This is a genomic window from Streptomyces sp. NPDC096311 (assembly GCF_044763085.1).
In the GTDB taxonomy this organism is placed as follows: domain Bacteria; phylum Actinomycetota; class Actinomycetes; order Streptomycetales; family Streptomycetaceae; genus Streptomyces.
In genome coordinates this window covers 187,465-208,446 of sequence record NZ_JBIWFN010000010.1, presented here as the reverse complement: position 1 = coordinate 208,446, position 20,982 = coordinate 187,465, and the positions used below count along the sequence as shown (strand labels likewise).

18 protein-coding genes are annotated in these 20,982 nt (G+C 71.0%); 12 read left to right on the top strand and 6 right to left on the bottom strand.

Annotation, left to right across the window (positions count from 1 at the left end):
• Positions 1 to 36 precede the first annotated feature (36 nt).
• On the bottom strand, positions 37 to 1,533 hold the full coding sequence (locus tag ACIRA5_RS25945; protein ID WP_403694130.1) for an IucA/IucC family protein: 1,497 nt from the start codon (positions 1,531 to 1,533) through the stop codon (positions 37 to 39).
• 86 nt (positions 1,534 to 1,619) lie between these two features.
• Between ACIRA5_RS25945 and ACIRA5_RS25940 the strand changes: the two genes are divergently transcribed.
• The 5 genes from ACIRA5_RS25940 to ACIRA5_RS25920 all read left to right on the top strand — a co-directional run bounded on the left by ACIRA5_RS25940 (position 1,620) and on the right by ACIRA5_RS25920 (position 8,873).
• Complete coding sequence (locus tag ACIRA5_RS25940) at positions 1,620 to 3,164, top strand: IucA/IucC family protein (protein ID WP_403694128.1); 1,545 nt, start codon at positions 1,620 to 1,622, stop codon at positions 3,162 to 3,164.
• 290 nt (positions 3,165 to 3,454) lie between these two features.
• Entirely contained in the window at positions 3,455 to 5,221 is a 1,767-nt protein-coding gene (locus ACIRA5_RS25935) for a protein kinase (protein WP_403694127.1), read from the top strand.
• Between the two features lie 333 nt (positions 5,222 to 5,554).
• Complete coding sequence (locus tag ACIRA5_RS25930) at positions 5,555 to 7,495, top strand: FHA domain-containing protein (protein ID WP_403694125.1); 1,941 nt, start codon at positions 5,555 to 5,557, stop codon at positions 7,493 to 7,495.
• 191 nt (positions 7,496 to 7,686) lie between these two features.
• Positions 7,687 to 8,601, top strand: coding sequence for a HipA family kinase (locus ACIRA5_RS25925; RefSeq protein ID WP_403694124.1), 915 nt, complete (start codon positions 7,687 to 7,689; stop codon positions 8,599 to 8,601).
• Positions 8,598 to 8,873 (top strand): SelT/SelW/SelH family protein, encoded by a 276-nt coding sequence (locus ACIRA5_RS25920; RefSeq protein WP_403694122.1) that lies wholly within the window; start codon positions 8,598 to 8,600, stop codon positions 8,871 to 8,873. The genes ACIRA5_RS25925 and ACIRA5_RS25920 overlap by 4 nt, the downstream gene beginning before the upstream one ends.
• Positions 8,874 to 8,886: 13 nt before the next feature.
• Here ACIRA5_RS25920 and aceB read toward each other — a convergent pair whose 3' ends face one another.
• Together aceB and ACIRA5_RS25910 are read right to left on the bottom strand one after the other, a co-directional pair.
• A complete protein-coding gene (gene aceB, locus ACIRA5_RS25915; RefSeq protein WP_403694120.1) occupies positions 8,887 to 10,521 on the bottom strand; it encodes a malate synthase A in 1,635 nt (544 codons plus the stop codon).
• Between the two features lie 187 nt (positions 10,522 to 10,708).
• The gene (locus tag ACIRA5_RS25910) at positions 10,709 to 11,308 is read right to left on the bottom strand and encodes an NTP transferase domain-containing protein (RefSeq protein WP_403694118.1); all 600 of its coding nucleotides are present in this window, start codon (positions 11,306 to 11,308) and stop codon (positions 10,709 to 10,711) included.
• A 208-nt stretch (positions 11,309 to 11,516) separates the two neighbouring features.
• Between ACIRA5_RS25910 and ACIRA5_RS25905 the strand changes: the two genes are divergently transcribed.
• On the top strand, positions 11,517 to 11,834 hold the full coding sequence (locus ACIRA5_RS25905) for a DUF5955 family protein (protein WP_054237073.1): 318 nt from the start codon (positions 11,517 to 11,519) through the stop codon (positions 11,832 to 11,834).
• A gap of 53 nt (positions 11,835 to 11,887) precedes the next feature.
• On the opposite strand, the gene ACIRA5_RS25900 is transcribed toward ACIRA5_RS25905, so the two are convergent.
• Positions 11,888 to 13,363 (bottom strand): PLP-dependent aminotransferase family protein, encoded by a 1,476-nt coding sequence (locus ACIRA5_RS25900; RefSeq protein ID WP_403694116.1) that lies wholly within the window; start codon positions 13,361 to 13,363, stop codon positions 11,888 to 11,890.
• A gap of 106 nt (positions 13,364 to 13,469) precedes the next feature.
• Between ACIRA5_RS25900 and ACIRA5_RS25895 the strand changes: the two genes are divergently transcribed.
• Together ACIRA5_RS25895 and ACIRA5_RS25890 are read left to right on the top strand one after the other, a co-directional pair.
• On the top strand, positions 13,470 to 13,694 hold the full coding sequence (locus ACIRA5_RS25895; RefSeq protein WP_403694114.1) for a hypothetical protein: 225 nt from the start codon (positions 13,470 to 13,472) through the stop codon (positions 13,692 to 13,694).
• Positions 13,694 to 14,194, top strand: a complete 501-nt coding sequence (locus ACIRA5_RS25890) for a universal stress protein (protein ID WP_403694112.1) — start codon at positions 13,694 to 13,696, stop codon at positions 14,192 to 14,194. The genes ACIRA5_RS25895 and ACIRA5_RS25890 overlap by 1 nt, the downstream gene beginning before the upstream one ends.
• A gap of 16 nt (positions 14,195 to 14,210) precedes the next feature.
• Here the strand turns inward: ACIRA5_RS25890 and ACIRA5_RS25885 are convergent, their stop codons facing one another.
• The gene (locus tag ACIRA5_RS25885) at positions 14,211 to 15,014 is read right to left on the bottom strand and encodes an IclR family transcriptional regulator (protein ID WP_403694111.1); all 804 of its coding nucleotides are present in this window, start codon (positions 15,012 to 15,014) and stop codon (positions 14,211 to 14,213) included.
• Between the two features lie 353 nt (positions 15,015 to 15,367).
• On the opposite strand from ACIRA5_RS25885, the gene allB reads away from it, so the two are divergent.
• Together allB and alc are read left to right on the top strand one after the other, a co-directional pair.
• Positions 15,368 to 16,699, top strand: coding sequence for an allantoinase AllB (gene allB, locus ACIRA5_RS25880; protein ID WP_403694474.1), 1,332 nt, complete (start codon positions 15,368 to 15,370; stop codon positions 16,697 to 16,699).
• A 62-nt stretch (positions 16,700 to 16,761) separates the two neighbouring features.
• Entirely contained in the window at positions 16,762 to 17,877 is a 1,116-nt protein-coding gene (alc, locus tag ACIRA5_RS25875) for an allantoicase (RefSeq protein ID WP_403694109.1), read from the top strand.
• A 34-nt stretch (positions 17,878 to 17,911) separates the two neighbouring features.
• On the opposite strand, the gene ACIRA5_RS25870 is transcribed toward alc, so the two are convergent.
• Positions 17,912 to 18,919: a CorA family divalent cation transporter gene (locus ACIRA5_RS25870; protein ID WP_403694107.1), complete on the bottom strand. Its 1,008-nt coding sequence runs from the start codon at positions 18,917 to 18,919 to the stop codon at positions 17,912 to 17,914.
• A 198-nt stretch (positions 18,920 to 19,117) separates the two neighbouring features.
• Between ACIRA5_RS25870 and ACIRA5_RS25865 the strand changes: the two genes are divergently transcribed.
• Positions 19,118 to 19,510 carry a ribonuclease domain-containing protein gene (locus ACIRA5_RS25865; protein ID WP_403694105.1) on the top strand — a complete coding sequence of 131 codons (393 nt, stop codon included), beginning with the start codon at positions 19,118 to 19,120 and terminating at the stop codon, positions 19,508 to 19,510.
• A gap of 204 nt (positions 19,511 to 19,714) precedes the next feature.
• Positions 19,715 to 20,977, top strand: a complete 1,263-nt coding sequence (locus ACIRA5_RS25860; RefSeq protein ID WP_403694103.1) for a sensor histidine kinase — start codon at positions 19,715 to 19,717, stop codon at positions 20,975 to 20,977.
• Positions 20,978 to 20,982: the final 5 nt, after the last annotated feature.

Below are 20,982 nucleotides of genomic sequence, written 5' to 3'. Positions count from 1 at the left end.
GGAGCAAAGGTGCCGGGCTTCAAAACGATCTACGAACTATTGGGTGGCGAACGGGTTGGGAAGCCGCGCCCAGATGTCCCCCGGAGTCTGCGGAGACAGCCGCATCAGGCTCAACGCCTTGGTCGGCAGCGGCTCGTCGAGCAGGACAGGCAGGTCCGGGGTGCGCGGCAGATCCCGTACGACGTTCTCCAGGGCCTCCCGCAGTACGGCCGACGAGCCGGCCGTCGCCCCCAGCGACCCGCCGATCAGCGAGCCGAACATCTTGCGGCGCAGGGTGGTCACGTCGTCCGTGACGATCCGTCCGGAGAGCGCCGGGGCCGGGATGCCGTGCCGGGCCAGCCGGGCCGGGCTCACGCGGATGTCGGCCAGATCGCGGTAGACGAGCCGGACCGGGGCGCCGGTGGCGGACAGTACGACCAGGAGGTTCTGGCCGTGCGCCTCCAGGGCCACTCCCAGGTCGAGCATCCGCAGACAGACGGTGAGGGCGAGGCGGGTGAAGTCGGCCAGCCAGGCGGCCGATCGGGGCAGCTCGGTGGTGGCGAGGGCGGCCACGGGCAGGACGCGCTCTCCCGGTTGCGCGTACACGTCCGGGGACTCGCGCAGCACCGCCGCCAGGTCGGGGGAGTGGGCCGTGACGGCGCCCAGGGTGCGGGTGACGTGCAGCAGGCCGTCCGTACGGGCCGCCATGTCCTCCGCGAACGCCGACACCGTCGCCGACGTCTCGATCGAGTAGACCGAGATGTCCCGCACGGAGGAGGTCAGCCGGGCGCGCAGCGCGGTCTTGACGTGTGGTCCGTCGGGCAGGGCGAGGGTGCGCAGAGACATCAACGGGTGTGCGGGGACGGCCTCCTGGGGCGCGGTGCGCAGGACGTGCGCCAGCTGCCAGGGGTGGACGGGGATCAGGAAACGGTCCTCGTCCCTCAGCCACTTGGGCCACTCACCCCGGACCAGACAGTCGTCCACGCCGACCAGGCCGAGTTCCACGACCGGCCGGTGCTCCGGCCCGTAAGCGAGCTGCTCACCCACCGAGAACCCCGGCCGGGAACGGCAGTTGGGGTGGTAGGGATGCCCGTCGACCACCCGCTGCTCCCACTCCCAGCTGGTCAGGGGCTCGTGGTCGACAGCGGGCTGGTGCGCGCGCGACAGGGCCAACGAGGCGACGCTGTCGTCGAGTTCGGCGGCGAAGGCGGTCGCGTGCGGTACGCCGAGGGCCGTCATGAGCCGCGCCGGACGCTCGTACACCGTGTCGTCCAGCCGGACCTCGGTGACGTACGAGGTGGTCGCGTACGGATCCGGGCGCGGGCCGTGCAGCCGGCGGCCGTCGGTGAGGTGGAGGGTGAGCCCGTCGGCCCCCGGTTCGCGGCGCGCGATCCACGGCATCGGCTCGTACGCCAGCGCACGCCACAGACGGCTCAGCACGGCCGCCCGGGCGCCGGGGAGCCCGGCCGCGTACGGCGCTGACAGGGCGGGGCGTACGGCGCTCAGCTCGTCGGCGAGCGCTGCCTCGGCGTCGGGCGTGGGGGGACGGTGCACGGTCGGGCTCCTTGGGTACGGGGACTGCGCGTCGCGGTCGCCCGCACCGACAGACATACTGATCACCAGTGCACCGTATGGAATGAATGGATCGCGTGGACTCCATGCCCCCCAGGTACCTCAGGGACGACATAGACGAGGCCGCCGACGAGTACGCCGCCGCGCCGCTGCTCAATTGTCTGCTGCGGGAGGTGGGGGAGCCCGCCGAGGGCTCCGGTGTGTTCCGGCTCCGCTCCAGCGGGCGGCTGCTGCGGGTGCGGGGGACGCGCAGGCCCCTGGTGCCCGAGGCGTACGCCGACGGGGCCTGGCACCGGCTCACCCACGCCGAACTGGTCAAACTCACCGCCGAGGAACTGCGCGGATCCACCGGTCTGTCCAACCCCGAGCTGCCCGCCGAGATGATCGACAGCCGGGACACGGTGGCCGCACTGCTCGCCGCCCGCCTGCGCGCGACGCCGCCCGCGGACCCGTACCTCCGCTCCGAGCAGTCCCTGATCACCGGGCACCCGTACCACCCGGCGCCCAAGGCCAGGGGCGGCGGCCCCGTCGCCGGCTGGCTGCCGTATGCGCCCGAGGCGTACGCCCGCTTCCCGCTGGAGCTGCTCGGCGTGCGGGAGGACGTGGTCGTCGAGGAGGGCGACACCTCGGCGCTGGACGACTTCGGGCCGTCCCCGGAGGGCTACCGGCTGCTTCCGGCCCACCCCTGGCAGCTCGACCTGGTCGGCGCCCGCCCGGAGATCCGGGCCGCCTTCGCGGACGGCCGGCTGATCCGCCTGGGCCCCACCGCGCGTCCGCTGTGGCCGACGGCAGCCATCCGCACGCTCTACGCCCCCGAGGACGACGTCTTCGTCAAGTTCAGCCTCGACGTGCGCATCACCAACGACATCCGCCGGCTGTGGCGCCACGATCTGCTGAAACTGCGCCGTACGGACGAGGCGACAGCCGCCGCGTTCGCGACGACGACCACGACCACGGGGACCAGCACGGGCAAGGGCGCCGCCTGGCTGAGCGACCGCGGCTACCGCACCGCCGACTTCGCCTTCGAAGAACTCGCGGTCCTCGTCCGCGACGGGCTGCGCGAGCACGTCGTCCCCGGCGCGACCCCGCTCCTCGCCGCCGCCCTTGTCGAGGGCTTCGAGGGCAGCCCCCTCGACGGTCTCGCCGACCCGTCCGCCTGGTGGACGGCGTATCTGCGCCAGGTCGTCCCCCCGGCCCTGGAGGCGTTCGCGCGCTACGGAGTCGTTCTGGAGGCGCATCTGCAGAACACGGTGGTCGCCGTGGACGCCGACGGCATCCCCGTGCAGGCGCTGTTCCGGGACGCGGAGGGCGTGAAGCTGCTCACGGACGTGGACCGGGCCGCCGGATGGGAGCGCCTTGTCTACTGCCTGATCGTCAACAACGTGTCAGAACTCGCCGCCCTGCTCGCGGAGGACCACCCGGGCTGGGACCCGTGGCCCGCCGTACGGACCGAGCTCGCCCACCACGGCCTGCCCGGGATCGCGCACGAGATCACGGAGTTGCTCGACGCCCCGACGCTCCCCGGCAAGACGAACCTGCTGCTTCGCTGGACGGGCGCGGACGGCGCGGACGCCCGCTACCTCCCGCTGCCGAACCCGCTGGCCCGCGCCTAGTACCGGGTTGCTCTTCACGCTCCCGACCTGGTGATTGACCAGCAGGGAACGGCGGATGAACGTGATGAGGGAGCGTTTTGACCCGGGCGGTGCCGCGCACACGTCGGCACCCGCGTCCGGTGAACGACGGTACGATCACCGTCGGATTGGTCCGTTGGGTCGCCGCGGGTTCCTCCGCTGTGGGGTCACTCCGTCCGTACCCTGCTTTCCGGGCAGACCAGGTGCATGGTCCACGTGCGATGTCCGCGCTCTGACGAGCAGCTCGGGTAGGGAAAGGGAGAATCGCTCCGATGGCCAATGAGGACGCCGCGTCCCAAGAGTCGGGCAGCGAGCGTGTGATCGCCGGCCGCTACAGTCTGCTGTCGCCCCTCGGCGCGGGCGGCATGGGCACCGTGTGGCGCGCCTACGACAAGGTGCTGCACCGCGAGGTTGCCATCAAGGAGGTCCGGGCGCCCGGCGGACTGGCGGCGCCCGACATCGAGCGGATGTACACGCGGCTGGAGCGTGAGGCGTGGGCCGCGGCCCGGGTGGCGCATCCCAACGTGGTGACCGTCTACGACGTGGCCATGGAGGAGGGCCGCCCGTGGATCGTCATGGAGTTGGTCCGCGGTCAGTCGCTGGCCGACCTGCTCAAGGCCGAGGGCCGGCTCTCCCCGCAGCGTGCCGCGTCCATCGGCCTCGAGGTGCTCGCCGCGCTCCACGCCGCCCACGGGACGGGCGTGCTGCACCGCGACGTGAAACCGGCCAACGTGCTGATAGCCAAGGACGGCCGGGTGGTGCTCACCGATTTCGGCATCGCCATGATCGAGGGCGACTCCGCGCTCACCATGACCGGTGAAGTCGTCGGATCGCCCGAGTTCCTGGCTCCGGAGCGGGCGTTGGGCCGGCGGTGCGGGCCCGCGTCGGACCTGTGGTCGCTCGGCGTGCTGCTCTACGCGGCCGTCGAGGCGCGCTCCCCCTTCCGCCAGAACACCCCGCTCAGCACCCTGCGGGCCATCGTGGACGCGGAGTTGCCGCAAGTCCGCCGGGCCGGCGCTCTTACTCCGGTCATCGAGGGGCTGCTGCGCAAGGATCCGGACGAACGCCTCACCGCCGAGCAGGCGGAACGGGACCTGCGGCTCATCGGCCAGGGCGGCATCCCCGACACGGGAATCGCGCAGCCCTCCTCCGACTCCACGACCGTATCGACGCAGTCCACGACACGAACGTCTCCCGCGGATCCCGGAGAACAGCCCACGGTCACGCAAGCCTTGGCGCAGCCCACGGTCGCTGATCCCTTGGCACAGGCGACGGTCGCGGAACCTTCGACGCAGGCGGCGGACACGGATCCCGTGACGCAGCCCACGCTCGCGGATCCCTCGGTGCAGGCGGCGGTCGCGGATCCTTCGGCGCAGCCCACGGTCACGCATCCCCTGGCGCGGGCGGCGGACGCGGATCCTGGGGCACGGCCCGCGGTCGCGGACCCTGCGGTGCCGGATCCGCGCGCCGCCGGAACACCCGCCCCCACCGTCCCCCCGGTTGACGCGCGGCGCAGCCGGCGCAGCGTCGCGCTCGTCGCCGCGGGCGTGTCCCTGTGCGTGCTGGCGCTGGCCGGGGTGGGCTATGCGCTCATGAACGGCGGAAACGGAAAGGGAAGCGGAGATCGGCAGAACGCCGGAAACGCCACCGCCGCGAGCACACAGGGCGACAGCCAAGGCGCCTCCGGCACGCTGGGGGTACGGGTGACGGTGGCGGGTTCGCACACGACGTACTCGGGACCGTGCCCGCCACCGAGCGAGCAGGCACCCACCTTTACGGCGACGTTCACGGTGGACCGGCTCCCGGCCCAGTTCTCCTACCGGTGGGTGTCCAAGGACGGCTCGGTGACCGATCCGCACTGGAGGACGCTGGTGTTCTCGGACGACGGAGGGCTCAGCAAGCAGGACACGGTGAGCCTGACCACGTGGGCGGAAGCCGGAAAGCTCGAGAGCGACATCGGCGTGGAGTTCAAGGCACCCTTGAACGGCAAGTCCAACACGGTGCCCCTGTCGCTGACTTGCGAGGCCGGAACGGGCTGAGGCACGCCGTCCGGGCACCGACCGACGGCTCGGACCGCGGTGCCGACGATCGCAACGGGCCGCCGCGGAAAGGGTTCCACCGCTCTTCGCCGCATGCAGAGTGCGTGGATCGGGGCGGCCCTCGGTCCCTGCCGCCCCGTGCCCGGAGTTCTTCTGCGGCGCGGCGAGGTGTCCGGATCGCGGCCCCGCGACGAGGCGCGGAACGAATTTGTCGCAAGAATCGAACTAAACCAGGTCACGTTCACGTTTGAGTGAAGGCTCCGGTCTCGTGTCGGGTCAGCCGCGTCGTGCGGCCTCTCTTTCGCAGTTGGATGTCGTTCATAAGGAGTATCAGTGCCATCGGTCATCCTGGGGCAAACGGGCCCCTTCACTGGTCAAAGCGTGGTCCTGAGCGCTGCTCCACTGACGTTCGGTCGCAAGAGCGACAACGACGTCGTGATCGTCAGCGCCAACGCCTCCCGTCTGCACGCCGAAATCCTCGAGGAGGACGCCGGCTTCGTGCTCCACGACCGCAACAGCCGGAACGGCACCTTCGTCAACGACCAGCGCATCACACGGCATGCACTGCGCTCGGGCGACCGCATCCGAATCGGTGAGGAGACCTTCCTCTTCGAGTCGGAGGACGCCATCGAGACGATGATGGATCTCTCCCACCTCGACACACCCCGGGTGAGCGCCTCCGCGGACCCTGGCGTCCTCCGGGTCACCATCACCGGCGGAGGCCCGGTGGGCCTCGCCTTCGCGCTGACGCTGGAGAACATGCTGCGCGGGAGGGTCTCGATCACGGTCTACGAAGGGCGGTGGACCAAGAACGGCTCCAGCGTCGTCTGGAAGGACGAGACCCAGGGAAACGTCCGCCGCCAACAGGTCGTGACCGTCCAGAGCCGGCAGTACCTCGCTCTGCCCGAGGACATCCAGTCGGCGCTGTTCGGCGACGTGGGCGACTATTCGGAAATGTGGCCCGTCGGACCGGACTCCGTGGACGGCCTGCCTCCCCGCAACATCCGGATCGCGTACATCGAGGACCGCCTGCTGGAATTGGCGAACGAGAACGCCGCGATCCGGCTGGTGCCGGAGCGCTTCGACCCGTCGGAGCATCAGGGCCGGCTCTCGCAGGAACACGTCCTGGCGATCTGCGAAGGCGGACGATCCCGCACGCGGGAGCACTACGCCGACCGCTTCGGCGCGGCCGACGCCTCGATCTACTCCCTTGACGGCGACCACTTGCAGGACGTGGTGCTGGGGCTCCGGGTGAAGTCCCCGCTCTCGGACCGGATGAGCGTCCTGCTGACCGTGTCGCAGAACAGGTTTCTTCTCAACTCGCTGCGCGGCGAGGGCTTCTTGAACATGCGGCTCACCCGCGAGGAGGCCCGCAACGTGATCGGCATCGACCCGGTCCGTCAGGTCTTCGAGGAGTGCATCGCCGCTCGCCCCTGCGTCATGAGCCGCGAAGAGGACCACGAGTTCCGCTGTCCCACGCACGGAACCCTCTTCCTGCCCGCCCTGCTGCGCAGTTCGCCCTTGTGGAGGCGGATCCGGGAGGGACTGAAGCTGTTCGGCGTCCCGGAGAACGACCTCACCGCGATCACGTCGTTCCGACTGGACATGGTGCAGCGCCCGCGGTTCACGGCGCAGCTGAGCCGCCCGACCGCGACGGGCCCCGGCACGTACGGCCTCCTGCTGGGCGATGCGGCCAACGCCATCCACTTCTGGCCGGGTCGCGGTCTCAACAGCGGTCTCGCCTCCGCCACTTCGCTCGCTCGCTCCCTCAGCCGCACCTGGCAGGGAAAGCCGCTGCGTGACGCCGACTTCATCCGGCACGAGGCGGCCATGTCCATGCTCCAGTACCGGCACAAGAGCCGGGCCTGGAACGCCATGGTCACCACTGACGAACAGGGCGTCACCCGCGCCATCAAGGACATCATCGCCCGCAGCATGGAACCGGAACCCGGCGACGGCTCCGCACCCGAGCACGCGTCCCTCGACGTCCTGCTGGAGCGCATGAGCGCGATCCGCGAGCGCCTCGCGACCCGTCTCCCTGATATGCCCACGGACGAGGAACTGCGCGACCACCTCGTGACGCTGGACCCGGCCACGCTCCGCACGCTCCAGGAAAGCGGCGCGTGGGACACGCTGATCGTCGGCGGCGAAGAGGCCGACATCGACCTCTTCTACCAGTCGGACTCCCCCGTCTACGTCCCTCGCCCCACCGACCCGCGCATCGGCCCGCCGGCCCGCACGCCGCGGGATTCCGTGCCCTCCAACCCGGTCTGAGGCCGGGCGGGACATTCCGCGGCGAGGAGAACACGGCTCCTCCTCTTCCCTGAAGGGGAGGAGCCGTGTTCTTCGAAGTCGTCCAGGGCATGATCATGATGGAGGCAAGGGGCGCACGTCGATTACCTTGGTTGCATATGTCTGAGGTTGGTCATGGATTGTAAGGTCAAGAAAATGTATGGCCTGAGAAAATGCTGAACGAGGTCACTGCGACCCGCTATATCGCACCCCTGCGGTCCGGTGGCTCCGTGCCCGGAGTCGTCGAGGCCGATGACCTGGGGACGTACGTCGTGAAGTTCACGGGCTCCGCGCAGGGCCGCAAGGCGCTGGTCGCCGAGGTGATCGTCGGTGAACTGGCGCGCGCCCTCGGGCTGCGCTTCCCCGAGCTGGTCCTCGTCCACTTCGACCCGGCCGTCGCCGAGCACGAGCCGCACCAGGAGGTCCAGGACCTGCTGCGCGTCAGCGCAGGGCTCAACCTCGGCATGGACTATCTGCCGGGCGCGAAGGACTTCACCCCGGAGATGGCCAGGACGTTCCCCGTCGACCCGCTGGAGGCGGGCAAGGTGATCTGGCTGGACGCCCTCACGGTCAACGTGGACCGCACGGTGCACAGCTCGAACCTGATGGTCTGGCCGACGTTCGGCATCGCGCCCCCGCGGCTGTGGCTGATCGACCACGGCGCCGCCCTCGTCTTCCACCACCGCTGGGACGCCTCGGCCCCGGAGAAGGCGTACGACTTCCGCCGCCACGCCCTCGGCGGCTACGCCCCGGACACCCGCGCCGCCGACGCGCAGCTGGCGCCCAAGGTGACGGAGGAACTGCTGCGCGAGGTCACCGCCGCGGTGCCGGACGCCTGGCTCGCGGAAGAACCCGGTTTCGCGACCCCGGACGAGGCGCGGGAGGCGTACGTCCGCTATCTCCTCGCCCGCGTGAAGGCCTCAGCGGACTGGCTCCCCACGGACTTCCCGAGCCGTGAACAGCTCGCCGCCGAGGACGCGGACCGCGCGACGAAAACCCAGCAGGGCCGCCCGAACTGGCTCAAGCGGGTCCCCGACCTGCACGGCAAACCGGCGGCGGAACAGGATTGGTCGGTGCACCTCGGATGACAGACGTCCAGCGCGTCCAGATCGAATACTGCACCCAGTGCCGCTGGCTGCCCCGCGCGGCCTGGCTGGCCCAGGAGCTGCTCACCACCTTCGAGACGGAGCTCACCGAGCTGTCCCTGAAGCCCGGCACCGGCGGCGTGTTCGTCGTCCGCGTGAACGACGAGGTGGTCTGGGACCGGCGCGAGCAGGACTTCCCGGAGCCGACGGCCGTGAAGAAGCTCGTACGTGACCGAGTGGCCCCGGGAAGGTCCCTGGGCCACTCGGACAAGTGAGCCGCCCGGGAGGTCAGCCCCTGAGCTGCTCGTACGCGGGCAGCGTCAGGAAGTCGGCGTAGTTCTCGTCGAGCGCGACCTCCAGGAGCAGGTCGTGGGCCTGCTGCCAGTGGCCGGCCGCGAAGGCCTCCTCGCCGATCTCGGCGCGGATGTTCGCCAGCTCTTCGGCGGCGACCTCGCGGGCCAGCTCCGGGGTGGCCTTCACGGTGTGCCCCGCGTGCTCGAACTCGACGCCCGCGTTGATCCACTGCCAGATCTGCGAGCGGGAGATCTCGGCGGTGGCCGCGTCCTCCATGAGGTTGAAGATCGCGACCGCGCCGAGCCCGCGCAGCCAGGCCTCGATGTAACGGATGCCGACCTGGACGGCGTTGACCAGCCCGTCGTACGTCGGCCTGGCGTCGAGGGAGTCGACGGCGATCAGGTCCCCGGCGGCGACCGACACGTCCTCGCGCAGCCGGTCCTTCTGGTTCGGCTTCTCGCCGAGGACGGCGTCGAAGGAGGCCATCGCGATCGGCACCAGGTCCGGGTGGGCCACCCACGAGCCGTCGAAACCGTCGCCCGCCTCGCGGTCCTTGTCGGCCTTGACCTTCTCGAAGGCGACCTTGTTGACCTCTTCGTCGCGCCGGGAGGGGATGAAGGCCGCCATGCCGCCGATCGCGTGCGCGCCGCGCTTGTGACAGGTGCGGACGAGGAGTTCGGTGTAGGCGCGCATGAACGGGGCCGTCATCGTCACCGCGTTGCGGTCCGGCAGCACGAACTTCTGGCCGCCGTCACGGAAGTTCTTGACGATGGAGAAGAGGTAGTCCCAGCGACCCGCGTTCAACCCGGAGGCGTGGTCGCGGAGTTCGTAGAGGATCTCCTCCATCTCGTACGCCGCCGTGATCGTCTCGATCAGGACGGTCGCGCGGACGGTGCCCTGCGGGATGCCGACGTAGTCCTGCGCGAAGACGAAGACGTCGTTCCAGAGACGGGCCTCCAGGTGCGACTCCGTCTTCGGGAGGTAGAAGTACGGGCCCTTGCCGAGGTCGAGCAGGCGCTGCGCGTTGTGGAAGAAGTAGAGGCCGAAGTCGACGAGCGCGCCCGGGACGGGGGTGCCGTCCGCGTCGACGAGGTGACGCTCGTTCAGGTGCCAGCCGCGTGGACGCATGACGACCGTCGCGAGTTCGTCGTTCGCCTTCAGGGCGTACGACTTCCCGGACTTCGGGTCCGTGAAGTCGATGCTGCGGGTGTACGCGTCGATCAGGTTGAGCTGACCGGTGACCACGTTCTCCCAGGTGGGCGCCGAGGCGTCCTCGAAGTCCGCGAGCCAGACCTTCGCGCCCGAGTTGAGGGCGTTGATGGTCATCTTGCGGTCGGTGGGGCCGGTGATCTCGACACGGCGGTCGTTCAGGGCGGCCGGAGCGGGGGCCACCTTCCAGGAGCCGTCCGCGCGGATGGCGGCGGTCTGGGGGAGGAAGTCGAGCGTGGAGGTGCGGGCGATCTCGGCGCGGCGCTCCGCGCGGCGGGCGAGGAGCGTCTCACGCCGGGGCGTGAACAACCGGTGCAGCTCGGCCACGAAGGCGAGGGCCGCGTCGGTGAGGACCTCTTCCTGCCGGGGCAGGGGCTCGGCGTCGACGATGGCCAGCGGGGACGGCGCTGGTGCGGACATGAGCTGTCACTTCCTTCAGCGAGCGTGGCACCGGGTGCCAGACGACCCGGGTAGGGCGATCAGCGCCTGGAGAGCAGCCCGGCGCTTCTGAACAGTGGATATTAGTTTCCTCATAGTGGAAGTTCAATGGTTTGTTGATGTCGAGATTCTCCAGGCCGAGGCACCGTGGCGCTCAGTGCCACGCCGTTCACTCAAGGTGTCCCAGGTCGTCCTCCGTGTCGATGTCGTACGGCTGCGCCACATCACCGCACTCGACGAGGGTGATCGCGGCCTCGTGTTCCTGCAGATAGGCGCGTGCCCCCCGGTCGCCGGTGGCACTCGCCGCGACACCGGCCCAGTGGGCGGCGCCGAAGAGGACGGGATGGCCGCGCGCGCCGTCGTACGCCGCGGAGACCAGCGAGGTGTCGTCCTGGTAGGCGGCGAGCACCCGGGCGACCGCCCGCGGCCCGATGCCGGGCTGGTCGACCAGCGAGACCAGTGCCGCCCGCGCGCCCGTGCCGGCCAGCGAGCCGAGCCCGGCCCGTAGCGACGAACCCATGCCGTGTTCCCACTCCGGGTTGTCCACGAGCACACACCCGTCGAGCCGCGCCCGCTCCCGTACGGCGTCGGCCCGCGCCCCCAGCACCACGTGGACGCGCGTGCATCCGGCCGCGCGCAGCACCCCCACCGCGTACTCCACGAGGGGGCGCCCCCGGTGTTCGAGCAGCGCCTTGGGCCGCCCGCCGAGCCGTCGCCCCCCGCCCGCCGCGAGGAGCAGCCCGGCCACCTGGTCTTCTGTGTGCGTCATACGCCGTCTTCCCTGTGCGTCATACCTCCTGCATACCTGACCCGGCGCCGGGGGCACGGGTTCACGGGGCTGAATTTCGGTCCACGCGGTGGCGCCACCGCATCGGGTGGCGTTTACTGGCCCGCGTCCCCCGGCGCCCGACCATCGCCATGGGGTGTGGGGCAGAGCGGCGAGGGCGTGCGCACAAGGACGTGCGAGGGGGCGAGCTGTGTTGCGGAGCTTGGGACAGAGGCCAGTGACCGGCAGCGACGAGGATCCGAGGGTGGCGGAACTGCGGACCGCCGTCTCCCGGCTGCGCCGTGAACTCGCCACGCATCCGGCCGAGTTCCCCGACCGGGGCATCGCCGAGGACGAGCTCGCCGCGCTCGCGGCGATGGCCCTCAGCGGCATGCCCGAGATACCCCGGCTGCGCCGCTCCCTGCTGCTGATCGCGGGCGCGATCGGCTCGGTCAGCGCGCTGTCGACCGGCCTCGCGGGCGTACGCAGCGCGGTGGAGCTGTTCGGGGAACCGCCCCGGCGCCCTTGAGGGGGCGGGGCGGGAGTTCCGCTCCGGCTCCGGGTGCGTTTCCGCAGTACCGCTCACGCCACCCAGTGCGGGCGGCCCGCCTCCACTCCGGCCGCGGTGAGCCCGCTGTCCAGGGCGGTCGTGAGCTGGCGTACGGCCTCGTCGAGCACGTCGGACGGCAGGGTGTAGGGGAAACGCAGCCGGTGCTCATGGGTGCCCGGGTCGGCGCCGAAGCGGGAACCGCCCTCGATGCGCAGACCCTGGGCCAGGGCCGCGCGGGCCAGCGACGAGGCGATCGGGCGGCCCAGGTCGATCCACAGCGTCAGTCCGCCGGGCGGCAACTGCCAGCGCCAGTCGGGGAGATGACGGGCCAGTGAGTCGGCGAGCGCGTCCCGCTGGGCGCGCAGCCGCGGCAGCCGCTCGCGCAGCACCTCGTCCGTGCGCGCCAGCAGTCCGAGCGCGACCAGCTGGTCCAGGACCGAACCGCCCATGTCCGTGGGCACCCGCGCGGTCGCCAGCTCCGTGATCAGCCGGGATCCCGCCCGCACCCAGCCGAGGCGCAGACCGCCCCAGTGCGTCTTGCTCAACGACCCCACCGTCACGACCTGTTCGCTCATTCCGCGTGGTGCGAGCGAGGCGAACGGCGAGGCCCCGGGCACATCCAGCGCGATGTCCGTCATCGTCTCGTCGATCACCAGCCAGGTGCCGGTCGCACGCGCCGACTCCAGTACCGCCAGGCGCTGTTCGAGCGGCATCAGATGACCCGTCGGATTGTGGAAGTCGGGGATCAGATACGCGAGCCGGGGCGCCGCCTGCCGCAGCGCGCAGTCGATCAGCCCCGGGTCCCAGCCCTCCGCGCTGACGGGCACGGGAGTGGTGCGCAGTCCCACGCGGCGCATCGCGTCGAGCGCGTTCGGATACGAGGGGTTCTCGACCAGGATCCGGTCACCGGGCCGCCCGAGCAGCCCGAGCGTCAGCGAGAGGGCCTGCTGCGCGCCGTTCGTGATGAGGATCTGGTCCGGCAGTGTCGGCAGCCCGCGCCGGGTGAACCGCTCGGCGACGGCGGCCCTCAACTCCGGGATTCCATAGGGGTGATAGCCGGGCGTCGAGGCCCGCCGGGCCAGCAGGACGCCCGCCTCCGCGAAGGCCGCGGCGAGCTCCGCCTCGGGCGCGCCGGGGGCCGCGATGGCCAGGTCGATCACTCCGTCGTCGGCTGGGAAGGAGGCCACATTGGCCGGGCGGTGACCGGCGGGCAGCTCCGTCCACGTCCCCGCGCCCCGCCGGCTCCGCGCGAATCCGTCCTCCCGCAACAGGTCGTACGCCGCCGTCACCGTGGCCCTGCTGACCGTGAGCGCGGAGGCCAGCTCGCGCTCGGCGGGCAGCCGGACGTGCAGCGCGATCCGGCCGTCGAGGAGCAGCCTGCGTACACCGTCGGCCAGCGCGCGATACCCGGGGCGGCCGTCGGCGTGGAGCACGGAGGACAGCAGTGCGGCGAGCTGGCGGCTTCCCAGCGTCCTGTCCATTCCGTGGACCACCGGTCCGTTCACCATGCCAACTCCCTTGCATTGGCCCTGTGGGGCAGGCCAATCAGCGTACAGACTTCGGGGACCAGGGGAAATCGTCCCACCATATTGGCCTGGGAAGGGGAGCGGAGCGATGTCGATCGACGCCGGACACGTCTGCGAGAAGGGAAGCGTCAGCGCCAAGGGAAGCGACCACTGCCTCACCGATCGTGGGGAGCGGGAGATGCAGCGGCGCCAGGAGGAGCGGATGCCGGGCGTACCGGTGCGCGAGTGGCTGCGCGGGCTGGTCGGGGGGCGCTTCGCGGCCCGTGCCGCTGGGGGGCTCGGGCTGCCGCGGCCACGCCGAGGCGAGTCCTGATGGCCGCCGCTGGACAGGTCGTCGTCGGCGTCAGCGGCTCGTTCGCCAGCCTCGCCGCGCTGCGGACCGCCGCCCGCGCCGCCCGCGACAGCGGCCGCGTGCTCGTGGCCGTACTCGCGTGGGAGCCGCCCGAGGGCGAGGTCCTCTACGTCCGCAGCCCCGACAGCGCCTGGGCCGCCCGCTGCGCCCGCGAGGCCGCTGCCCGGCTCGACCGCGCCTTCGAGGAGGCCTTCGGCGGTACGCCCTCCGGGGTCACCGTCGTCCGCAGGGTGGTTCGGGCCCGTCCCGACCGGGCGCTGTGCCGACTGGCCGCGCACCCGGACGACCTGCTGGTCCTCGGTGCCCGCGCCGGGGCTCGCAGGGCCGCGGTCCGCCGCCAGGTGTCGGCGCACGCCCGCTGCCCGGTCCTGACGGTGCCCGCACCGGCCTTCGCGCGGCGCGAACGCCGTGCCCTGCGCCGGGCCATGGCGCGGGACTTCGCCGACATCGCCGCCGGGTGAACCGGAGGCGCTCCGGTCAGGCCCCCGGGCCCGAGCTCGCCAGCGCCTCCGACAGCTCCGCCGCGACCTGCTGGAGCACGGGCACGATCTTCTCCGTGGCCACGTCCGTGACCCGGCCCGCGGGACCGGAGATCGAGATGGCGGCGGCCGTGGGGGAGTCGGGGACCGAGACGGCGAGGCAGCGCACGCCGATCTCCTGCTCGTTGTCGTCCACCGCGTAACCGAGCCGGCGCACCTCCTCCAGCGCGGAGAGGAAGCCGTCCGGGGTGGTGATCGTCTTCTCCGTCGCGGCGGGCATGCCGGTACGGGCGAGCAGCGCGCGCACCTCGTCCGCCGGAGTGTTCGCGAGCAGCGCCTTGCCGACGCCGGTGGAGTGCGGCAGCACCCGGCGCCCCACCTCGGTGAACATGCGCATCGAGTGCTTGGAGGGCACCTGGGCCACGTAGACGATCTCGTCCCCGTCGAGCAGCGCCATGTTCGCGGTCTCGCCGGTCTCCTCGACCAGACGGGCGAGATAGGGGCGCGCCCAGGTGCCGAGCAGCCGGGAGGCGGACTCGCCCAGGCGGATCAGGCGGGGGCCGAGCGCGTAGCGGCGGTTCGGCTGCTGGCGTACGTAACCGCAGGCCACGAGTGTGCGCATGAGGCGGTGGATGGTGGGCAGTGGCAGCCCGCTGCTCACGGAGAGCTCGCTCAGGCCGACCTCCCCGCCGGCGTCGGCCATGCGCTCGAGCAGGTCGAAGGCGCGCTCGAGGGACTGGACACCACCGCTCGGGGCGGATGACTTGGCGGCGTCGGTGGTGCTGGCGCTGGACGCAGGCACGGCGCGGTCCTTTCGCGGCTCAGAATCAAGAAGGGCGGCCCGAAGGGCCTCGAACAGGGCGGTGGCGGGTGACGGGCGGGCAGTGATGCAGCCTACCCGGCTGTTGGTTGACTCCTCGGGGGGTGCGTAGCTAAGTTCTGCTCTGTGGAATTCTAATTCCATACTGTGGAAATATCCAGAGGGGCGCGTTCGGGGGCAGGGTGGAGGGGTGAGCCCTTGACGACGTGAGGGCTTGAGTGAAGACTCCTTCAACAGAACGTTGAATTCCGTTACGTGGAAGTCAACCGCGGCAGCGGGAGTCGACAGCGGCAGAGAGAGGGGTCCGGGTGTCCGACGTCGGATGGGTCGAACTGATGCTGCGCTCGACGCGCGTCATCACTCCCGAAGGGACGCGCGCCGCCACGGTCGCGGTCGCCGCGGGCAAGATCACGGCCGTGCTCGCGTACGACGCCGAGGTGCCGCCCGGCGCCCGCCTGGAGGACTTCGGCGACGACGTCCTCCTGCCGGGTCTGGTCGACACCCACGTGCACGTCAACGACCCCGGCCGCACGGAGTGGGAGGGCTTCTGGACCGCGACGCGCGCCGCCGCGGCCGGCGGCATCACCACCTTGGTCGACATGCCGCTCAACTCCCTCCCGCCGACGACCACGGTCGAGCATCTCCGTACGAAGCAGGACGTCGCCCGCTCCAAGGCGCACATCGACGTCGGCTTCTGGGGCGGTGCCCTCCCCGACAACGTCAAGCACCTGCGCCCGCTGCACGACGCGGGAGTCTTCGGCTTCAAGGCCTTCCTGTCGCCGTCCGGCGTGGACGAGTTCCCCGAGCTGGACCAGGAACAACTGGCCCGGTCCCTGGCCGAGATCGCCGCGTTCGACGGCCTGCTCATCGTGCACGCGGAGGACCCGCACCACCTCGCCGCCGCCCCTCAGATGGGCGGGCGGAAGGCCACCAAGTACGCGGACTTCCTGGCCTCACGCCCGCGCGACGCCGAGGACACCGCCATCGGCAACCTCATCGCGCAGGCCGAACGCCTCCACGCGCGTGTGCACGTGCTGCACCTGTCGTCCTCCGACGCGCTGCCCCTGATCGCCGACGCCAAGCGTGCGGGCGTGCGGATCACGGTGGAGACCTGCCCCCACTACCTGACCCTGACAGCGGAGGAAGTCCCGGACGGGGCGAGCGAGTTCAAGTGCTGCCCGCCCATCCGTGAGGCCGCCAACCAGGACCTGCTGTGGCAGGCGCTGGCCGACGGCACGATCGACTGCGTCGTCACCGACCACTCGCCGTCCACGGCCGACCTGAAGACGGACGACTTCGCGACCGCCTGGGGCGGCATCTCCGGGCTCCAGCTGAGCCTGTCGGCGGTCTGGACGGAGGCACGCAAGCGCGGTCACAGCCTGGAGGACGTGGTCCGCTGGATGTCCACGCGCACCGCTCAACTGGTCGGCCTCGACTCCCGCAAGGGCGCCATCGTGGTCGGCCATGACGCCGACTTCGCCGTCCTCGCCCCCGACGAGACCTTCACCGTGGATCCCGCCGCGCTGCAGCACCGCAACCGGATCACGGCCTACGCCGGCCGATCGCTCAGCGGGGTCGTGAAGTCCACCTGGCTGCGCGGCGAGCGCATCGTGGCCGACGGCGAGTTCGGCGCCCCCGGTGGTGAACTCCTGACGCGCACCCCGTAGTCCTCGAACGCACCCGCACCCGCCCCCGTAGCGGCCGACCTCGAAAGGCAGACCTGATCAACGTGACGGCGATTCCTCACTTCACCGGCGACGCGAACCCCTACGGAGGCGGCGACCCGTACGCGGACCACCGCACCGCCGACTTCCCCTTCACCCAGTACGCCAACCTCGCCGACCGGCAGCTCGGCGCCGGGGTCATCGCCGCCAACGACGAGTTCTTCGCCCAGCGCGAGAACCTCCTGCTGCCGGGGCGCGCCGAGTTCGATCCCGAGCACTTCGGGCACAAGGGCAAGGTCATGGACGGCTGGGAGACGCGACGGCGCCGCGGCGCCTCGGCCGAGCACCCGTGGCCGACGGCCGAGGACCACGACTGGGCGCTCGTCCGGCTCGGCGCACCCGGTGTCGTACGTGGGGTGGTGGTCGACACGGCCCACTTCCGCGGCAACTACCCCCAGGCGGTGTCGGTCGAGGGCGCCTCGGTGCCCGGCTCCCCGTCGCCGGAGGAACTCCTCGCGGACGACGTGAAGTGGACGACGCTCGTACCGCGCACGGCGGTCGGCGGCCACGCCGCCAACGGCTTCGCCGTCGCCGTCGAGCAGCGCTTCACCCACCTCCGCGTCAATCAGCACCCCGACGGCGGCATCGCCCGACTGCGTGTCTACGGCGAGGTCGTGGCCGACCCGGAGTGGCTCTGCGCGCTCGGCACCTTCGACGTCCTCGCCCTGGAGAACGGCGGCCGGGTCGAGGACGCCTCCGACCTCTTCTACTCGCCCGCCACGAACACCATCCAGCCGGGACGCTCCCGCAAGATGGACGACGGCTGGGAGACCCGCCGCCGCCGCGACCAGGGCAACGACTGGATCCGCTACCGGCTGGTCGCCCAGTCCGAGATCCGCGCCCTGGAGATCGACACGGCGTACTTGAAGGGCAACAGTGCCGGCTGGGCGTCGGTGTCGGTGAAGGACGGCGACGACGGCGACTGGACGGAGGTCCTCCCCCGTACCCGCCTCCAGCCCGACACCAACCACCGCTTCGTCCTCGCCGCGCCCGTGACCGGGACGCACACGCGCGTGGACATCTTCCCCGACGGAGGCATCTCCCGCCTGCGTCTGTTCGGCTCCCTCACGGAGGAGGGCGCCACGGCCCTGACGGCCAGGTACCAGGAGCTCGGCGGCTAGCCGCGCTGCCGCGGGGGGCCCCGGCGGGCTGCGCTCAGGACTGGTCGTCGGCGGCGTCACGGGTGCGGCTGTCGCGCAGCTGCCGCCAGTGCGTGCGGTACAGCACGTAGTACAGGGCGACGACCACGGCACCCACCTGCAGACCCACGCCGAACTCCAGGAAGGAGTCCTCGCTCATCAGCCGGTTGGTGAGGTAGGCGAAGTTCATGCCGAAGAAGCCGGTCAGGAACGACAGCGGCAAGAAGATCATCGAGACGATCGTGAGTCTGTTGATCACGACGTTCTGCTGATCGGCGACGAGCGACGCGTAGCTGGCCGCGGCCCGCCGGGCCGCGTCCCGCAGCGCCTCGATCTCCACGAGGACCAGCTGCACGGTGTGCTCGTGCAGCCGGTTCATCGCCTGCCGCTCCTCGGAGAGGTGGTGCGCCGCCATCCTGTGGCGCACCAGGATCTCCTGGGCGACCGCGGCGTACGGCAGGAACGCGCGATGCAGACGGGCCGCACGCCGTCGCAGCTGGGCCAGCCGTTGGACATGCTCCGGCTGCCGCCGCTCGAACATCGCCTCCTCCAGGTCCTCGACCTCCAGATGGGCCTGCGTGACGGCCCGGCGAAAGGTCTCCAGGACCCCTTGCAGAAACAGGAACAGCGTCGTCACCGCGTCGGGGGGCAGGTCCTGAGGCACCTGGTCGAGGAAGGCCTCGATCAGTTCGACGGGCCCGTGATGCACCGTGATGAAGCGGCGCTGGTCGGCAAGGACATGGATAGGGGTGACGTCGTCTCCGCTGACCACCGGAACGACGCCGATGACAGTCCCGTCGTGGTACTCGGCCCGGACGTGTTCGTCCGCTCTGCCGAGCCACTCGCCGGCCGCGTCGTCCAGTCCGAGCCGACGGGAGAGCGGCTCTTCGCCGGGCGGGGGTTCGTCCCCCAGGTCGATGTCCACGATCACGAAGCCGGTCGTCGCCGCGAGACGCTCCCGGGCCTGTGCCAGACCGGTGCGAGCGACGACGCCCTCCGGCATCGACACCACCGAAACGATCATCGCCCCTCACCGTGGATGGCGTCGTGTGCGCAGTGCACCGTCCCTCGGCACACTACCGCCGAAGGCCCCGCGAGCAGCTGACCGCACACGGCGTCGTGTCGGGCTTCGTTAACTCCCGGAAAATTCATCGGACTTGGCGGGAGAAATCCTCTGCCTTGACATTGACATGCCAGGGTCTACGCGCGTCATCCTAAAGTCATGAGATTCCCCCCACGAATCACTCGTATCGGCGCCCTGGTCGCCTTCATGTCCGCGCTGCTCATCGGCGGCACCACCGTGGTCCCCGCCAACGCGGCGGCCACCGCCGTGGGCAGCATCTGCTACAGCAGGCTGCCGTCGCAGGCGTACGACACGCTGGACCTGATCGCGTCCGGCGGTCCCTTCCCGTACTCGCAGGACGGGGTCGTCTTCCAGAACCGGGAGGGTGTCCTGCCCTCCCAGTCCACCGGGTACTACCACGAGTACACCGTCATCACGCCGGGCTCCTCGACGCGTGGCGCCAAGCGCATCGTGACCGGCAAGAAGACGCAGGAGGACTACTACACCTCGGACCACTACGTCACGTTCAAGCTGATCAACTTCGGCTGCTGAGCCAAGGGTTGCGCGTACGACCGGTTCGACCGCTTCATCCGGTTCGACTGTTCTGACCGCTTTGCGGAAGATCCTCGCCCCGCGGTTCCCCCCACGTTCATGGGCCGCGGGGCGAGGTACGTCCGGACGAAAGTATGCGGCGCCGCTACTTTGGTCGACGATCGCCCCCGCGGGGGAGGTGCCCGCGCGGCGGGCCTCCTAGATTTGTCGACCGTGAGTGGTGACAATCCGGTGCCGACGGCACCCGTTCTGCCCGGGCGGCGCTGGCTGCTGCCGTCGGCCGTGGTCGCGGAGCTCGACCCCGAGCGGACGGGGCGGGGCGGACGGCCCCGGCGTACCGCGCGTGACTGGGTGGTCGACTTCGGCTGCTTCGTGCTGGCCGTCGTCATCGGGGCGATGGCCGCGCACACGCTGACCCGCGACCCGGACACCCCGCACGCCCTCGCCGTCGTCGACCAGTGGATCGGCGGACTCGCCTGCCTCGCCGTGTGGTCGCGCCGTCGGTGGCCGCTGGGGCTGGCCGTGGCGATGATCCCCGTCGGAGTGCTCTCGAACACCGCGGGTGGCGCGAGCATGGTCGCTCTCTTCACGCTCGCCGTGCACCGGCCCCTCAAGTACGTGGGCTGGGTCGCCGGTCTCCAGCTCGCCCTGCTTCCGGTCTACTTCTGGCTGCGCCCCGATCCCGATCTTTCCTACGCCGCCGCCATCGCCGTCACCGCGCTGCTGACCCTGTCGGTCGTCGGCTGGGGCATGTTCGTACGGTCCAAGCGGCAGCTCATGCTGAGTCTGCGGGACCGGGCACGGCGGGCCGAGACGGAGGCCGCGCTGCGGGCCGAGCAGGCGCAGCGGCTGGCGCGCGAGGCGATCGCGCGCGAGATGCACGATGTGCTCGCGCACCGGCTGACGCTGTTGAGCGTGCACGCGGGGGCGTTGGAGTTCCGTCCGGACGCGCCTCGCGAGGAGGTCGCGCGGGCCGCCGGGGTGATCCGGGAGAGTGCGCACGAGGCCCTGCAGGATCTGCGGGAGATCATCGGGGTGCTGCGGGCGGGTGACTCCGACGACGCGGGGCGGCCGCAGCCGACGCTCGGCGCGTTGGACGCGCTGGTCTGCGAATCGCGTGAGGCGGGGATGAAGGTGGCCCTCGATCTGCGGGTCGCCGATGCCGCGGCGGTGCCCGCCTCTGTCGGGCGGACCGTGTATCGCATCGCCCAGGAAGGGCTGACGAACGCTCGTAAGCACGCTCCGGGGGCCGAGGTCACGGTGGGCGTCTCGGGGGCCCCGGGCGACGGTGTGAGTGTGTCCGTGCGCAACCCCGCTCCTCCGGGGGAGGTGCCGCATGTGCCGGGTTCCGGGCAGGGGCTGATCGGGCTGACCGAGCGGGCCACTCTGGCCGGGGGGCGTCTGGAGCACGGGTCCGACGGGGGTGGGGGCTTCTTGGTGCGGGCGTGGCTGCCGTGGGGTGGGTGAGGGTG

Bases quoted from the DNA above. Each gene is read 5' to 3' on its own strand.
- ACIRA5_RS25940 (WP_403694128.1), top strand. From the start codon at position 1,620: ATGGATCGCGTGGACTCCATGCCCCCCAGGTACCTCAGGGACGACATA.
- ACIRA5_RS25935 (WP_403694127.1), top strand. From the start codon at position 3,455: ATGGCCAATGAGGACGCCGCGTCCCAAGAGTCGGGCAGCGAGCGTGTG.
- ACIRA5_RS25925 (WP_403694124.1), top strand. From the start codon at position 7,687: ATGCTGAACGAGGTCACTGCGACCCGCTATATCGCACCCCTGCGGTCC.
- ACIRA5_RS25920 (WP_403694122.1), top strand. From the start codon at position 8,598: ATGACAGACGTCCAGCGCGTCCAGATCGAATACTGCACCCAGTGCCGC.
- aceB (WP_403694120.1), bottom strand. From the start codon at position 10,521: ATGTCCGCACCAGCGCCGTCCCCGCTGGCCATCGTCGACGCCGAGCCC.
- ACIRA5_RS25910 (WP_403694118.1), bottom strand. From the start codon at position 11,308: ATGACGCACACAGAAGACCAGGTGGCCGGGCTGCTCCTCGCGGCGGGC.
- ACIRA5_RS25900 (WP_403694116.1), bottom strand. From the start codon at position 13,363: ATGGTGAACGGACCGGTGGTCCACGGAATGGACAGGACGCTGGGAAGC.
- ACIRA5_RS25895 (WP_403694114.1), top strand. From the start codon at position 13,470: ATGTCGATCGACGCCGGACACGTCTGCGAGAAGGGAAGCGTCAGCGCC.
- ACIRA5_RS25890 (WP_403694112.1), top strand. From the start codon at position 13,694: ATGGCCGCCGCTGGACAGGTCGTCGTCGGCGTCAGCGGCTCGTTCGCC.
- allB (WP_403694474.1), top strand. From the start codon at position 15,368: ATGCTGCGCTCGACGCGCGTCATCACTCCCGAAGGGACGCGCGCCGCC.
- ACIRA5_RS25870 (WP_403694107.1), bottom strand. From the start codon at position 18,919: ATGATCGTTTCGGTGGTGTCGATGCCGGAGGGCGTCGTCGCTCGCACC.
- ACIRA5_RS25865 (WP_403694105.1), top strand. From the start codon at position 19,118: ATGAGATTCCCCCCACGAATCACTCGTATCGGCGCCCTGGTCGCCTTC.